The sequence below is a fragment of the Nocardia tengchongensis genome, assembly GCF_054781395.1.
On sequence record NZ_BAAGUM010000006.1, the window covers coordinates 673796 to 688968 of the forward strand.

Below are 15173 nucleotides of genomic sequence, written 5' to 3' on the forward strand. Positions count from 1 at the left end.
AGCCTAACAATCAGATGCGCCAGCGGCCGGTAAGCAATTCGAGCGGATCGGTCAGAATGCCGAATTCCTTGCGCAGGGCATGGCGGGCGGCGAAATAGCCGTTCATGCCGTGCACGCCGGGGCCGGGCGGGGTGGCCGAGGAGCACAGGTAGACCCCGGGCAGCGGGGTGGCGTACGGGTTCCAGCGGGGTGCGGGGCGGAAGACGGTCTGGCGCAGCGTCATCGCGCCCGCGGAGATGTCGCCGCCGATGTAGTTCGGATTGTGGGCGGGCATGGTGACCGCGGTGCGCACGTGGGTGGCGAGGATCAGATCGCGGAAGCCGGGGGCGAAGCGTTCCACCTGGGCGGTGACGGTCTCGGTGAGGTCCTCGGCCGAGCCGTTGGGGACGTGCGCGTAGGTGTACAGCGTGTGTTTGCCGGCGGGCGCGCGGGTGGAGTCGACGACGCCGGGCTGGATGGCCAGCACATAGGGCCGGTCCGCGTGCCGCCCCGCGGCGACGGCCTTTTCCGCGGCCACGGCCTCGGCGCGGGTGCCGACCAGGTGCAGGGTTCCGGCCCGGTCGCAGCCCTGCGCCTGCCAGGGCACGGGACCGGAGAGCGCGAAATCGACCTTGCAGGCCGCGCCGCCGTAGCGGAACCTGTTGAGCGCGAAGTTGTATCGCGCTGGCAAGGTCGCGATGCGCTGGAGTTCGGCCGGGGCGACATCGAGGAGAACCGCACGGACCTCGTCGAATTCGTCGAGCGAGTCGACGCGGTGGCCGGTGACGATGCGGCCGCCGTGGGTGCGCAGATCGTCGGCGAGCGCGTCCATGATGGCCTGGCTGCCGCCGCGGGGCACCGGCCAGCCCCGCACATGGGCGAGTGTGCCGAGCAGCATGGCGACGCCCGCGCCCGGAATGCCGCGCGGCGGCCGGATGGCGTGCGTGGCGACACCGGTCAGCAGCGCCGGGGCCGTCTCCTCCCGAAAACGCAGGTTCCACAAGGGCGTCGACTGCTCGAGCACCCGGCGCACGAAGCGCAGTTCGATGCCCGGGTCCAGGCGCAGCAGCCCGGCCGGGTCGATCGGCGGATGCCGCAGATCCGACATCGCCAGCCCGACCAGGTCCTCCCACTTGCGCACCAGCGGACCGAACAGCCGCCGCCAGGAGCCGCCGTCACGGCCCAGGCCGTCGGCGGTGCGATCCAGGTCCAGCCAGGCCAGGCCGGCGTGCCCGCCGTCGAGCGGATGCGCGTAGGACACCTGCGGGGTGAGCAGTTCGACGCCGTGCGCCTTCAGGTCGAAGGCCCGGAAGAACGGGGACGCCACCGCCATCGGATGGGCGCCCGCGCACAGGTCGTGGTGGAAGCCCGGCAGCGTGACCTCGCCGGTGCGGCAGCCGCCGCCGATGCCGTCGGAGGCCTCGTACACCTCGACCTGGAGCCCGGCGCGGGCCAGGATCACCGCCGCCGCGAGTCCGTTGGGACCGGATCCGACCACCACCGCGTCAGCCATGGATTCAGCGTATGCCCGGGTGGGAGTTCGGTGCGTCAACAGTGGGGTCGGTCACGGCGAACCCATTGGGCGATCAGGATTTCCAGGCGCTGTTCCCGAAAGTCGGGCCGGAGCCGGCCGCCTCGATCCAGGGTGGCCAGGCCGTGCATGGTGCTCCAGGCGACCTCGGTGAAGGTCTCGGGGTCGTGCGGCGGCGCGAAGGGCGCGAAGGTGAGCAGCAGTTCCGTGAAGGCGTCCTTGAGCGCCTGGGGCGCGTCGGGCCCGAATTTCAGGTCGGTGCGCAGCAGGAAGATGGCGTCGTAGAGGGCCGCGCTGTCGCGGGCGAAGTCGAGGTAGCCCTGGACCACCGCGCGCAGCGCCTGTTCCGGGGTGGCGGCCGTTTCCCGGAGCTGCCGGACCACCCCGGCGAATTCGGCCATCCCCGCCTCGGCGACCGCGGAGACGATGGCGTCCTTCCCGGCGAAGTGGCTGTACAGCACGGGCTGGCTGTATTCGATGCGGTCGGCGAGTTTGCGCACGGTGACCGCGTCCCAGCCCTCGGTCTCGGCGATGGTGCGGGCGGTGTCGACGATGCGCTGCCGCCGTTCGGCGCGTTCGCGTTCTCTGCGGGTCTGAATAGCGCTCATGACGAAAACTCTAGCATCGCTAGACAATCTACCGACGCATGAGTTAGCGTTGCTCTATCAGTTAGCAGCGCTAGATTCTGGAGCAGCAATGAAGACTTCCCGCATCGCCACCGTCTTGTCCCTCGTCGGCGCCGCGTTCATCAGCTATGTCGGCGTCCGCTTCCTGACCGACCCGCAGGCCGCGGCCGCCGCCTTCGGCATGCGCGTCGCCCCCACCGGCGAGGCCGCCGACTTCCTGAATGTGAAGGGCGTGCGCGACGTAGCCTGCGGCCTGCTCATCGTGGCCCTGCTGGCCGCCCGCCAGCGCTACGCCCTCGGCATCGCCATGCTGGTGGAGGCCCTCATCCCGACCGGCGACATGCTCACCATCCTGCGCCACGGCGGCGATACCGCGACCGCCCTCGGCGTCCACGGCCTGACCGCCGTCCTGGTCGCCGCCACCGGATTCTTGTTGATCCGCGAGGGCCGCACCACCGCCATCGCTCCCGCAAGCCTTTCCACCACTGTGACCCCCGCCACGGCACGATGAATTCCGGTGGGCCGCACCGTCCCCACCTACGACACCGCAGCCCCACCCGGGATCAGCAGCGCAGAGGAGACTGACATGGCGACCACCAAGCCCCACGGCCCCGCTTCGTACTTCCCGTCCATCGAGGTCAAATACGGCCGCGCCGTGGACGACTGGTTCGCGCTGATGGACGGCACCGGCATCACCGGGCAGAAGGATCTGGTGAACTGGCTGAAGGCCGAACACGAGATGGGCCACGGCCACGCCACCGCGCTGGCCCAGTTCCACCTCAACCCCGGCAAGTGGGAGCGCTGAGCGCAGCTTCGGAGAACCTCCGCCGCACAGTCGAAATCGGCCGCCCCCATTCCGGGAGCGGCCGATTCCGTTGTGGCAGATCAGACGTCGGTGGAGAAGCGGATGCCGCCGTCCGGGATGTCGACACCCGGCCAGATGCGCGCGCCGCGCAGCAGTTCACACCGCGCGCCGACATTGGCGCCGTCACCGATCACGGCGTCGCGCACCAGGGCCCGCGGGCCGATCCGCGCGCCGAAACCGATGATCGAACGCTCCACGGTGGCACCGGCTTCCACGCGTGCCCCGTCGAACAGGATCGCGCCGTCGAGTCGCGCGCCCGCGCCGACCTCGGCGCCGCGGCCGACGACCGTGCCGCCGATGAGCAGCGCGCCCGGGGCCACGCCCGCACCGGGGTGCACGAGGGATTCGCCGCGCTGGCCCGGCAGCGCCGGGGACGGGGCGATGCCGCGGACCAGGTCGGCCGAGCCGCGCACGAAGTCCTCGGGGGTGCCCATGTCACGCCAGTAGGAGACGTCCACGTGGCCCTGGATGTGCGCGCCCTCGGCGAGCAGCGACGGGAAGGTCTCACGCTCGACCGAGACGGGCCGGCCCGCGGGGATCTTCTCGATGTACTCGCGGCGGAAGACGTAGCAGCCCGCGTTGATCTGGTCGGTCGGCGGATCCTGGGTCTTCTCCAGGAACGCGGTGACGCGGCCGTTCTCGTCGGTGGGGACGCAGCCGAAGGCGCGGGGGTCGCTGACCCGCACCAGGTGCAGGGTCACGTCCGCGCCGGAGGTGTGGTGGGTCTCGAGCACCCCGCCCAGGTCGGTGCCGCCCAGTACGTCGCCGTTGAAGACCAGCACGGTGTCGGCGCGCAGCTTGGGCAGCACGTTGCGGATGCCGCCGCCGGTACCGAGGGCCTCGCTCTCGGTCACGTATTCGAGCTCGAGCCCGAGGTCGGAGCCATCGCCGAAGTGCTCTTCGAACACCTCCGCCTTGTAGGAGGTGCCGAGCACCACGTGGGTGATGCCGGCGTCGGCGATGCGCGCGAGCAGGTGCTGCAGGAACGGCAGTCCGGCCGTGGGCAGCATCGGCTTGGGGGCGGACAAGGTCAGCGGACGCAGGCGGGTGCCCTGGCCTCCGACCAGGATCACCGCGTCCGTGGACCCGGCGGTGTTACCGCTGTTCGCCATCTTCTCCCCTGTGTCAGGTTGTCAGGAATACGCGACCGCGACCCTCCGCCCCATTGTTAAACAGAGGCGTTTCGATCACGTTCGCGCAGTGCGGATCGAACCGCAAGTTTGCAGCGCACCGCAAGTCCGGCTTTCAGTGCCACCCGAAGTGGGGCTTGCCACCAGTGCGGATGCCGGTCGGCCTGAAAACGGTACGCGCTGGCGTGATGGGCCGGCAGCATGGTCTCCGGGTGGCGACCGGCGGCATGACCCTTGGCATGCGTGACCTCGGCGGACGGCACGAACACATTGTGCCAGCCGGCCCGTCCCATGCGATCGCCGAAGTCGACATCCTCCATGTACATGAAGTAGCGGGAGTCGAAACCGTCGATTGAATCGAAGGCCGCGCGGCGCACCAGCAGGCAGGAACCCGACAGCCAGCCGACCGAACGCTCGGAGATGGCCTCGTTGTCCTGGCGGTAGCGCAGGGTCCACGGGTTCTTGGGCCAGACGCTGCCCAGGATGGCGTGACCGGCGCCGTCGGCGATGCCCGGCACCGAGCGCGCCGACGGGTAGGTGCTGCCGTCCGGCTCGAGCACCTTCGGGCCGAGCGCGCCCGCGCGCGGCCAGCGGCGGGCCGCGGCCAGCAGTTCGTCGATGGCATCGGTGCCCCAGCGCACGTCCGGGTTGGCGATGACGATGAATTCGATGTCCGGGTCGATCTCGGCCACCGCGCGGTTGATCGCGCCGCCGTAACCGATATTGCCGCCGGTGCGTAGTAGGCGCACGTGCGCGTTGGCCTCGGCGGCCAATTCCGGCGAGCCGTCGACCGAGCCGTTGTCGGCCAGGATGACCTGTGGCTTCTCGCTGGTCGCGAGGGCCAAGGTGCTGATGAAGTGTTCCAGGTGCTCGCCGGGCGAGTAGGTCACCGTGACGACTGCCAGCTGCGGTTTTTTCGCCGCGGCGGGGGGCTGTCCGACAGAATCCGAGGGGCTCACGGGGGCCCAGGATAGTCGGAGATGGCGGCCAGTGCGTCGTTCAGTGCCTGCTTCCAGTCTCGCAGGGGCGACAGGCCCGCCGCGGCCCACGAATTGCCCGAAAGGACCGAATACGCCGGGCGCGGAGCGGGTCTCGGGAAATCCTCGGTGCCGCAGGGCTGTACGCGCTCGGGATCCGCGCCGAGGCCGGTGAAGACCGCCCGCGCCAGATCGAACCAACTGGCCTGTCCGGCATTGGTGGCGTGCAGGATTCGGGGAATCCGGGGATCCACGTCACCGGGCCCGAGCGCGCCGGCGAGTTCCAGCAGACCCGCCGCGAGATCGAGCGCGTAGGTCGGTGAGCCGATCTGGTCGTTCACCACGGTGATGGTGTCGCGCTCCCGTTCCAACCGGCGCATGGTCGCCACGAAATCATTGCCCGCGCCGGTGTAGACCCACGCCGTGCGCACGATCCGCGCGTCCGGGGCGAACTCCAGAACCGCTTGCTCGCCAGCGAGTTTCGTCCGTCCGTAGACCGTGGCCGGTCCGGTCGGATCGTCCGATTCGTACGGCCGGGAGCCGGTGCCCGGAAACACATAGTCGGTGGAGACGTGCACCAGCCGGGCGCCGCGTTCGGCGCACACCCGCGCCAGCACGGCCGGCCCGGTCGCGTTCACCGCGAAGGCGGCGTCCGGCTCGGACTCGGCCGGATCCACCGCGGTGTAGGCCGCGCAGTTGATCAGTACATCCCCGGGTTTCACCAGCTCACGCACGGCGTCGGCGGCGGTGATGTCGAGGTCGGCGTGGGTCAGGCCGCGCGCGGCGGGCGCGAGCGCGGTGAGCGCGCGCCCGAGTTGCCCGCGCGCCCCGGTCACCAGCAGCCGCCCGGCGCCCGGACCCGACCGGCCGGTGGTCGGGCTCACGTCATCGCCAATCACGGCAGTCAGTGTGGCACGCGACGGCCGCCACACGACTCACGGAGCCCGGGCTACGGCAACAGAACGGCTACCGCCACTAGCCTGTTTCATGGGGGTCTGTCGTTCGATGCGACCTCGCATGCCAGGTCCATTGAGCCGAGTTCGGAAAGGACAGTCGGTTGCCGGAGAGTGCCTGGGCATCCGTGCCGCCACGGTCGCGCCCGTCCATCAACGGACCGCGACGACGCTGGTGGTCGGGCAGCCCGGGCCGGATGCTGACGGCGGCGATCTCGGTGCTGGCGCTGGCGGTGACCGGGCTGGGCTGGCACAGCGTGGACCAGCTGGTGTCGAGCATCGAGCGGATCGGCAATCTGGGCCTGGGCGGTGACAACGCCGACGGCGCGACCGACATCCTGATGGTCGGCATCGACTCCCGCACCGACGCGCACGGAAATTCGCTCACCCAGGACGAATTGGCGATGCTGCACGCCGGCGACGACGGCGAGGGCGGGCTCAACACCGACACCATCATCCTGATCCGGGTGCCCAACAACGGCAGTTCGGCCACCGCCGTCTCGATTCCCCGCGACTCCTACGTGGACATCCCCGGCCTCGGCATGGGAAAGATCAACTCCGCGTACGGCGCCACCAAGATCACCGCGCAGCAGAAGCTGCTCGACAAGGGCGTCGCCCCCGCCGAGGCCGAGCGCCAGTCCACCCAAGCCGGGCGGCAGGCGCTGGTCAAGTCCGTCGCCGCCCTCACCGGCATCACCGTCGACCACTACGCCGAGGTCGGGCTGCTGGGCTTCGTGCTGCTCACCGACGCGGTCGGCGGGGTCGACGTGTGCCTGAACAATGCGGTGGACGAACCGCTCTCGGGCGCGGACTTCCCCGCGGGCAAGCAGAAGCTCGACGGCGCACAGGCTTTGAGCTTCGTGCGCCAGCGCCACGACCTGCCGCGCGGCGACATCGACCGGATCGTGCGCCAGCAGGTGTACATGGCGCAGCTGGTGCATCAGGTGCTCAGCGCCAAGGTGCTGACCAGCCCGAGCCGGTTGAACGAACTCAGTTCCGCGGTCGGCCGCACGGTGGTGCTCGACGAGGACTGGGACGTCGTCAGCTTCCTGCACCAGCTGCAGGACCTCTCCGGTGGCGCGGTGAAGTTCGAGACCATTCCGGTCAAGGACCTCAACGGCTGGACCGACAACGGCGAATCGGTGGTCCGGGTGGATCCGGCCGCGGTGCACAAGTTCGTGGCCGCCGCGGTCGGCGACGACGAGGAGACCAAGGGCGACGGCGGGATCGAGCCGTCGACGGTGTCCGCGGACGTCTACAACGCCTCCGGCACCGGCGGCCTGGCCGCGCAGGTGGCACAGGCGCTGGCGGCCAAGGGTTTCCGCACCGGCACGGTGGACAACTGGATCGGCGGCCCGGTGCAGAGCAGCCGGGTGCTGGCGGCCTCGGGCGGCGACGCCAAGGCGCGCGCGGTGGCGCAGGCGCTGGGCGGGCTGCCGGTGATGGCTCAGGCGGGACTGCCCGAGGGGGCGATCCGCGTGGTGCTGGCGAGTGACTACTCTGGTCCGGGTTCGGCGAAGGGCAGCGCCACGTTCGATTTCTCGGGAACCGCGACCGCGACGCCCGTGCCCCCAGCCCCACCTATCGACGCCGGCACGAACGGACCGAAATGCGTGAACTGAACGAGACCCTCACCGAAGCGGTGCTCGACCCCATCCTCGCCCGCGACCCCGCGGGCCCGCGCATCACCTATTACGACGACGCCACCGGCGCGCGCATCGAACTCTCCGCGCTGACGCTGGCCAACTGGGCGGCCAAGACCGCCAATATGATCCGCGACGAATTCGGGCTCTCCTCCGGCGCGCGGGTGGCGGTGCTGCTGCCCGCGCACTGGCAGACAGCGGCCGTCCTGCTCGGCTGCTGGTGGGCGGGCGTGGAGGTGGTGCTGCACGCCGACCCCGACGCCGAACTGGCGCTGGTGACCGCCGACCGCATCGACGAGGCCGAGGGCATCGCCGAGGTGGCCGCGCTGTCGCTGGACCCGATGGGCATGCCGGTCCGCGACCTGCCGATCGGCATCACCGACTACGCCACCTCGGTCCGGGTGCACGGCGACCAGTTCCGCCCGCACGGCATCGGCTGCGCCCTCGACGGCACCTCGGTCTCCGCCGTGCTCGACGAGGCTCGCAAATCGGCTGCGCGCCAGGGTTTCACCGCCGAGGATCGGGTGCTGTCGACCACCTCCTGGGACACCCCCGCCGAACTGATCGACGGCTTCGTCGCCGTCCTCGCCGCGGGCGCGTCCCTGGTCCAGGTCACCAATCTGGATCTCGCCGCGCTGGACCATCGCATCGCCACGGAACGCGTCACCGCCCAGCGCCGCTGACACCACGCGGGCAGCGATTTCCGGTGTTTCGGGGGCTTGCCCGTCAGAGCTACGAGAGCTGTCCCTCCTACCCCGGTAGGAGGCTGCTTTCCCTCCTCAGGATGTTTATCCACCGCAAGGATTTACGTACCGTGGAATCATCCGACGACGAGGGAGTCCCGTGATGATGAGTCCTCGATACTGGGCCCGATGGGCGGTCGAGCAAGGCGCCGCGCGCTGGGGTCTGCGCCTGCAGGCCCGCCGCGACAGTCCGTTCGCCAAGCTGATCACCACCTCGGACGCGCTGCACGATCCCTATCCCCAGATCGAGGCCATCCGCTCGCAGGGCCGCCTGGTAGCCAACCCGTACACCTGGGCGACCGCCGACTACGAGTACATCCGCGCGATTCTGCGCGACAACCGCTTCGGCGCGTTCGGCCCGGACAGCATGAACGTGCCGCCCTGGATGCGCAATCACCTGAAGCGGGCGCAGACGCCGCCGAATCCGGTGGAGCCGCCGTCCATGCTGATGATCGATCCGCCCGATCACACCCGCATCCGCAAGTCGGTGTCGGCCGCGTTCACCCCGCGCGCCATCGGCCGGCTGCGCGATCGGGTGGAGTCGGTGACCACCGAACTGCTCGACGCACTGCCGCCGGAGGGCTCCGCGGACCTGATCGCGGCCTTCGCCCAGCAGGTGCCGATCGCCATCATCACCGAGATGCTGGGTTTCCCGCAGGACTCCCGCAACGAGTTCCTGAGCTGGGGTGACGCCGCCAGCCCGCTGCTGGACATCGGCATCGCGTGGCGGACCTGGCGCGACGCGTACACCGCGATGGGCGTCATGGACCGGTATCTGGACGGGCACCTGGCGACGCTGCGCGCCACGCCGGGCGAGGACATCCTGTCCAGCCTGGTGACCGCTGGTGAACTGAACGAGCGGGAACTGAAGGCGACCGCGAGCCTGCTGATGGGCGCGGGTTTCGAGACCACCGTCAACCTGATCGGCAACGGCGTCGTCCAATTGCTGTCGCATCCCGAGCAATTGGCCATGCTGCGCGCCGATCCGGACCTGTGGCCGCAGGCGATCGACGAGATCCTGCGCTTCGACCCGCCGGTCACCATGACCGCGCGAATCGCCCTGTGCGACGCCGAGATCGGCGACCGGACGCTGGCGGCGGGCACGGTGATCGTGATGTCGCTGGCGGGCGCGAACCGGGATCCGAACAAGTTCACCGACCCCAATCGCTTCGACATCACCCGCGCCGATGCCCGTGAGCACCTGACCTTCTCCAGCGGCATCCACACCTGCCTGGGCGCGAGCCTGGCCCGGATGGAGGGCGTGTACGCGCTGCGGTCACTGTTCGACGCGTTCCCGGATCTGACGCTGGCCGGCGCGCCCGAGCGACGGCCGCTCTACACCCTGCACGGCTACTCCCGCATGCCCGTGCGCCTGGGCCGCCGCGCCACCGCCACGGCCACGGCCACCGCCACCGTGTGATCCACGGCGACGACGTGATCGGTTGCGGCTCAATAGAAGCCGACCACGTCGTCACCCCACACGGTGTTGCGGTCGCGGTCGGGATCGTCGACCACCCGGTCCACGCTGTCGATGACCAGCGTGGTGCGGGTGGCGGCGCTGTAGGGCGGCCAATGCTTGGACCCGTCGATGGCTGCGGGCACGCCGTACTCGGCGAAGGCCAGCCAGCGCCGCATCAGCCGGCCCGAAACCTCCTGCGCCGCTTTGCGTCCACCCAGCCAGAACGTGGGGTCGTAGTCGAAGGACCCGAAATTGCCGAAGACATAAGGCAATTCGGTCGCGTGCCCCGCGCCGACACGGGCCGCCTTGAGCATCGGGGTGGCGTGGTCGAAGCGGTACATCCAGGTCGGCGAATGCGTGGAGTGGGCGTCGGCCACCCATTGCGCGGGCATCCGGAAGGCGGCGTCGGTCGACATCAGCAGCGCTCCGCGCGGGGTGTCGGCGGCGTAGGCGGCGGCGAACTCGGCCACCCGTTCGTGTGACAGCCCCGGATGTTCGGCCGCGACGGAGCGCAGCATCACGTTCACCGCGTCCGGCGTCACCGGCATGATCGGCGAGCGCAGCAGCCGGAACAGCGACGCCTCGTCCTTGTTGGTGCCGATGAGCAGCGGCACCCGGTGCGAACGGCCCTGCCGGAAGCGTTCGCTCGGATAGGCGGGCAGCAGGTTGCCGTCCACCACCGGCGCCGCGGCCAGCCGCCCCGGTTCCCGCGTCGGCACCTCGTCGAACAGGGTGCCCGCCGCGGTCACGATGCGTTCGAGGGGCATGGTGAGCAGCTCGGTCGCCCGGTCCGGCGGCAGCTCCAGCAGTTCCAGGTACCGCTTGGCCACCACGGCGGCCCGCTCGGGCCCGAAAACCGCTGTGGCCGGGGGTGATTGCGCGATGGCGCGATGGAACAGGCCGGCCGACAGCGGAGAGGTGAGCAGTGCGGTCACGCACCCCGCGCCGGAGGATTCACCGAAGACGGTGACATTGCCCGTATCGCCGCCGAAGGCCGCGATATTGTCGCGCACCCAGGCCAAGGCGGCGATCTGATCGTGCAGGCCCAGGTTCGGGATGAACTCCTCCCCCAGCGAGGACAGGTCCAGGAACCCCAGCGCACCCACCCGGTAGTTGACGCCGACCACGATCACCTGGCCGGCCTCGGCCAGCCGGCGGCCGTCGTAGATGGCCTGGGCGGCGGTGCCCAGGCAGTACGCGCCGCCGTGCAGCCACACCATGACCGGGCGGGGTTCATCGGTGGCGGCCGCGGCGGCGGGGGCCCAGACATTGAGCCACAGGCAGTTCTCGCCGAGCCGCAGGTTGGCGTCGACGGGCACGAATCCGGGGGTCTGGGGTGCGACGTCGCCGAAGCGCACACATTCGCGGACACCGGTCCAGGGCTGCACGGGTTGGGGCAATCGGAAACGGTGGGGGCCCGCGGTGCTGTCCGCGTAGGGAACGCCGCGCCAGACCGCGGCCCCACCGACGAAAGAACCGGACACCTCGCCGTTCGCAGTGCGCGCCACCGGCACGTCATCGCGTTCGGACCGCGCGTCGAAGATCCGAGTGCTCATACGACACCTCCTCGTACTCCGTAAATCGAGGGTACTGGTGGTTCGCGGCGCTCCGGGCGATCGCCGCCAGCGCGCCGCGTGGCCGGGGCGGTGTCGGTTACGCTGACCGGGTGCCGAGCTACGCGTATCGATGCCGCAGCTGCGGCGACACCTTCGAGCTGACCCGTCCGATGGCCGCGGCCTCGGACCCCGCGACCTGCCCCGAAGGCCATGACGACACCGTCAAACTGCTGACCACCTTCGGGACCGTGTCCCGTGGCGGATCCGCCCCCGTTTCCATGCCCGCCCCGCCGGCCGGCGGCGGGTGCTGCGGTGGCGGCGGCTGCTGCTAGCTCGCCGGTTCGGCGGGCTGTCCGCCTGCCGGCTTGTCGGAGTGGCCCAGTGAGCGATCCGGGGCCACCCGGTCCCGGACCCGTTGTTTGAGCAGGGCGATATCGGGAAAACCGCCGTCGGCCTTGCGTTCCCAGATCTGTTCGCCGTCGACGGTGATGCGGAAGACGCCGCCCTCGCCGGGGATGAGAGCGACCTCGGACAGATCGGTGGCGAAGGTGCTCAGCAATTCTTGAGCCATCCAGCTCGCGCGGAGCAGCCAGCGGCACTGGGTGCAGTATTCGATCGCTACGCGGGGCATGTCCCCGACCCTATCGTGACCGACCGACAACCCCCGGTGTGCATCGTCCGCATCGTCCTAATCGGTGTTGGCGGAACGACTTCCGCCGTCGACACGGCCCGCCCGCACGGCCGGATGCTGTCGGTGCCCTCGGATACAACTGTGCTCAACCGAGGAAGGGGGATGGATGACCACCGCTTGGACCGCCGACCACATCGGCTCGCTCGCACCGGACGCCGCGTCGCTGACCGCCGCCCGCAAATTGCGCGGCAAGTGGAGCGGCGTGGGAACACAGGACACCGCACTGTGGGGACTGTGCAAGGGCAGCGGCAGCCGGCCGTACCAAACCATCGTCGACCTGGGCGGACCCGCCTACAAGTGCACCTGCCCGAGCCGCAAGTTCCCGTGTAAGCACGCCCTGTCGCTGCTGCTGTCGTGGAGTGCGGGCGAGGTGCCCGCCGCCGAGAACGTGGCCGATTTCGCGGCCGACTGGCTGAACGGCCGCGCCACCCGCGCCGCCAAGAAATCCGCGCCCGAGGCCAAGCCCGCCGCGAGCTCGGGAGCCACCGCGGACCAGCGCCGCGCCCGCGTCACCGCCGGCCTGGCCGACCTGGACACCTGGCTCACCGACCAGGTCCGCACCGGTCTGGCCCAGTCCGACCGTTCGCTGCGCGCCTTCGAAACCGTGGCCGCCCGCATGGTCGACGCGCAGGCGCCCGGCGTCGCCGCTACGCTGCGCCAATTGCCGCTCGCCACAACCCATTCCGACTGGCCCCGGCTACTGTTGCGCGAATACGCCCGCCTGCACCTGCTGACGACCGCGCACACCCGCCTCGACGACCTGTCCCCCGGCCTGCGCGCCAGCGTCCGCACTCACATCGGGTACCAGACCCCGGCCGATTCCGTGCGCACCGAGACCCCGGTTCGCGACGTGTGGCTGGTGCTCGGCGTGCGCACCACCACCGAGGACGGCCTGTATACCCGCCGGGTCTGGCTACGCGGCCGCGCCTCCGGCCGCTGGGCCCTGATCCTCGACCACCACTACGGCAGCCCCGCCTTCCCCAACGACACCCCCGCGCCCGGCTTCCAGGTCGACGCCAACCTGCACTTCTACCCGGCCGCCGCACCGCTGCGTGCCATCTGGGGCGACCGCCACACCGACATCCCGGAGCCCTTCACCACGATCCCGATGGGCCCGGCTACGCCGGACCGGGTGGACAACACGGCCCACGGCATGCGGCCGGGTGGTATCGCCGCCGCGCTGGAGGACCAGGCGCGGGCGTTGGGGGCCGATCCGTTTCTGCGATCGTGGCCGGTGTTGCTCGCCGACGTCGTTCCGGTTCGGAACGAAAAGGGTTGGGATGTAGTGGAACCCGGTGGCGACGCACTGCCGGTCTCGACGACCGAGGGCGAGCCGTGGCGGCTGCTCGGGCTGTCGGGCGGGCATCCGGTCACCGTGCTCGGGGAGTGGACCGTGGACGGGCTGGTTCCGGTCGCGGCGCTCGCCGACGCGGTAATGGTGGATGTCGGTGTGGCGCAGGGGACCCCGAATCCGGTGCGGGGTGGATTCGAGGACGCCGGGAGTGCCGAGCTGGTGTCGGCGGCGCTGGTCGGGACGGCGCGGCGACAGGCCGACCGGTCCGGGCTGGCCGCGCCGGTCGCCTCCGCGGCGACCACGCTGACCGGTGATCCTGCCGCCGTACTGCTGGAATCCATTGCACTGCAGGACTGTTTCGCACGCGGCGGCATCACCGCCGGGTCGGCCGAGCACGGGGGCGCCGCGGCCGATGACGAGCGGCCGCTGCTGCCCGCCGCGGCGGGTGCGCGGTTGATCGACATGCTGGCCGACAATTCGCCGTTCCTCGAGGAGTGGTTCGCGCTGGCCGGGCCGCGCGACTTCCGGGCGCCGGACGGATTGGTCAGCGTGCTGCTCGATCGCGCCAAAGCGCTCGCGCCGCATCGGGAACCGCTGTTGCGGCTGGCCGGGGCGCGGGGGCGCTGGCTGGCCGCGCAGCACCCGGGATGGAAGTCCCTGGTGCGGGCGGCCGCGGAGGATGACAGCGTGTGGTCGCATGGCCGGGCCACCGAGCGGCGCAGCTGGCTGGCCCAGCTGCGGCAGCGGGACCCGGCGGCCGCGAGCGCGGCGCTGGCCGGTTCGTGGCGGACCGAGTCCGGACCGGGCAAGGCCGATCTGCTGGCGGTGCTCGCCGACGGGCTGTCGCTCGCCGACGAGCCGCTGCTCGAGACCGCGCTCGACGATCGGCGCGCCGAGGTGCGGCGGCTGGCCGCGGATCTGCTGGGGCGGCTGCCGGATTCGGCCTTCGCACAGCGGATGTCGCAGCGGGCCGCGGCCTGGCTGAGCTTCGGCACGGGGCCGGTGACGCCGTCCCTGGTCACCACCGGTCCCGGCGTGCTCGACGACGCCGCCCGCCGCGACGGTGTCGGGGATTCCTTCGGCTACACCGCCTACCACGCCGGCGGGGCGCCCGACATGGCCGCCGAATGGCTGCAACGAGTGGTCGCGGGCACACCGCTGCGGCACTGGGAGCGGCTGCTCGGGTCCGCCGAGGCCGCGGTGCGGGTGTCCATGTCCGAAGCGGTGTGCGGCCCCATGTTCGCGGGCTGGACCGACGCCGCACTGGCGCAGGGTGATCCGGAGTGGGCGCGGGCGCTGTTCGCCGCGATCTCCGGCCCCAATATCCGCAATGCCGATTCCGACAAGCAGCGCGCCCTGTTCGCCCTGCAGCCGGAAGCCGATCAGGTGAGTTACCTGCGCGGCCTCGATTCCAGCTGGCTGGCCGAGATCGAATCCATGCTGCGCGCCATGCCGCAGCCCTGGCCCGGCCCGATGGCCGAGCACGTGCTGCGGCTGCTCACCGAACGCGCCCAGCTGTGCGCCGACCGGCCGGGTGCGCCCAGCCTGGTGCCCGGCTCCTACCGGACGCTGTTCCGTGCGGCGTCCGCGCATTTCCCGACGGGCGTGGTCGCCATCGTGTCGGGGCTCGCCCGCCGATGCGCGGATCCCTACTGGGAGCAGGCTTTCGACCAGCTCGCCCATGACCTCATTGAACGCAAGACGATGCTCGAGGAGTTGCAGTGAC

Annotated in this window: 14 protein-coding genes; 7 read left to right on the plus strand and 7 right to left on the minus strand. The window is 70.7% G+C overall.

Annotated features, from left to right (window positions below; genetic code table 11):
* Window positions 1-10 precede the first annotated feature (10 nt).
* Window positions 11-1492, minus strand: a complete 1482-nt coding sequence (locus ACYVKL_RS14180; protein WP_379163187.1) for a phytoene desaturase family protein — start codon at window positions 1490-1492, stop codon at window positions 11-13.
* 35 nt (window positions 1493-1527) lie between these two features.
* Window positions 1528-2118, minus strand: coding sequence for a TetR/AcrR family transcriptional regulator (locus ACYVKL_RS14185; protein ID WP_379163190.1), 591 nt, complete (start codon window positions 2116-2118; stop codon window positions 1528-1530).
* Between the two features lie 88 nt (window positions 2119-2206).
* Here ACYVKL_RS14185 and ACYVKL_RS14190 point away from each other — a divergent pair, with 88 nt between their 5' ends.
* Window positions 2207-2647 carry a DUF4267 domain-containing protein gene (locus ACYVKL_RS14190; RefSeq protein ID WP_379163193.1) on the plus strand — a complete coding sequence of 147 codons (441 nt, stop codon included), beginning with the start codon at window positions 2207-2209 and terminating at the stop codon, window positions 2645-2647.
* 75 nt (window positions 2648-2722) lie between these two features.
* Entirely contained in the window at window positions 2723-2941 is a 219-nt protein-coding gene (locus ACYVKL_RS14195) for a DUF4287 domain-containing protein (protein WP_379163196.1), read from the plus strand.
* 80 nt (window positions 2942-3021) lie between these two features.
* Here ACYVKL_RS14195 and manB read toward each other — a convergent pair whose 3' ends face one another.
* The 3 genes from manB to rfbD are packed head-to-tail and all read right to left on the minus strand — an operon-like array spanning window position 3022 to window position 6004.
* Complete coding sequence (manB, locus tag ACYVKL_RS14200) at window positions 3022-4113, minus strand: mannose-1-phosphate guanylyltransferase (protein ID WP_213559707.1); 1092 nt, start codon at window positions 4111-4113, stop codon at window positions 3022-3024.
* A 56-nt stretch (window positions 4114-4169) separates the two neighbouring features.
* Window positions 4170-5090 (minus strand): glycosyltransferase family 2 protein, encoded by a 921-nt coding sequence (locus ACYVKL_RS14205; protein ID WP_246598403.1) that lies wholly within the window; start codon window positions 5088-5090, stop codon window positions 4170-4172.
* A complete protein-coding gene (rfbD, locus tag ACYVKL_RS14210; RefSeq protein ID WP_379165731.1) occupies window positions 5087-6004 on the minus strand; it encodes a dTDP-4-dehydrorhamnose reductase in 918 nt (305 codons plus the stop codon). Before rfbD ends, ACYVKL_RS14205 begins: the two co-directional genes overlap by 4 nt.
* A gap of 254 nt (window positions 6005-6258) precedes the next feature.
* Here rfbD and ACYVKL_RS14215 point away from each other — a divergent pair, with 254 nt between their 5' ends.
* The 3 genes from ACYVKL_RS14215 to ACYVKL_RS14225 all read left to right on the plus strand — a co-directional run bounded on the left by ACYVKL_RS14215 (window position 6259) and on the right by ACYVKL_RS14225 (window position 9867).
* Entirely contained in the window at window positions 6259-7683 is a 1425-nt protein-coding gene (locus ACYVKL_RS14215; RefSeq protein WP_379165732.1) for an LCP family protein, read from the plus strand.
* Window positions 7671-8387 carry a TIGR03089 family protein gene (locus ACYVKL_RS14220; protein ID WP_379163200.1) on the plus strand — a complete coding sequence of 239 codons (717 nt, stop codon included), beginning with the start codon at window positions 7671-7673 and terminating at the stop codon, window positions 8385-8387. Before ACYVKL_RS14215 ends, ACYVKL_RS14220 begins: the two co-directional genes overlap by 13 nt.
* A 166-nt stretch (window positions 8388-8553) precedes the next feature.
* Entirely contained in the window at window positions 8554-9867 is a 1314-nt protein-coding gene (locus tag ACYVKL_RS14225; RefSeq protein ID WP_379165733.1) for a cytochrome P450, read from the plus strand.
* A 29-nt stretch (window positions 9868-9896) separates the two neighbouring features.
* Here ACYVKL_RS14225 and ACYVKL_RS14230 read toward each other — a convergent pair whose 3' ends face one another.
* On the minus strand, window positions 9897-11462 hold the full coding sequence (locus tag ACYVKL_RS14230; RefSeq protein ID WP_379163203.1) for a carboxylesterase/lipase family protein: 1566 nt from the start codon (window positions 11460-11462) through the stop codon (window positions 9897-9899).
* 110 nt (window positions 11463-11572) lie between these two features.
* Here ACYVKL_RS14230 and ACYVKL_RS14235 point away from each other — a divergent pair, with 110 nt between their 5' ends.
* Window positions 11573-11794 carry an FmdB family zinc ribbon protein gene (locus tag ACYVKL_RS14235; RefSeq protein WP_213559704.1) on the plus strand — a complete coding sequence of 74 codons (222 nt, stop codon included), beginning with the start codon at window positions 11573-11575 and terminating at the stop codon, window positions 11792-11794.
* On the opposite strand, the gene ACYVKL_RS14240 is transcribed toward ACYVKL_RS14235, so the two are convergent.
* Window positions 11791-12093, minus strand: coding sequence for an Rdx family protein (locus ACYVKL_RS14240; protein WP_379163207.1), 303 nt, complete (start codon window positions 12091-12093; stop codon window positions 11791-11793). The genes ACYVKL_RS14235 and ACYVKL_RS14240 overlap by 4 nt on opposite strands.
* Window positions 12094-12259: 166 nt before the next feature.
* Here ACYVKL_RS14240 and ACYVKL_RS14245 point away from each other — a divergent pair, with 166 nt between their 5' ends.
* Window positions 12260-15172, plus strand: coding sequence for a DUF5691 domain-containing protein (locus ACYVKL_RS14245; RefSeq protein ID WP_379163210.1), 2913 nt, complete (start codon window positions 12260-12262; stop codon window positions 15170-15172).
* Window position 15173: the final 1 nt, after the last annotated feature.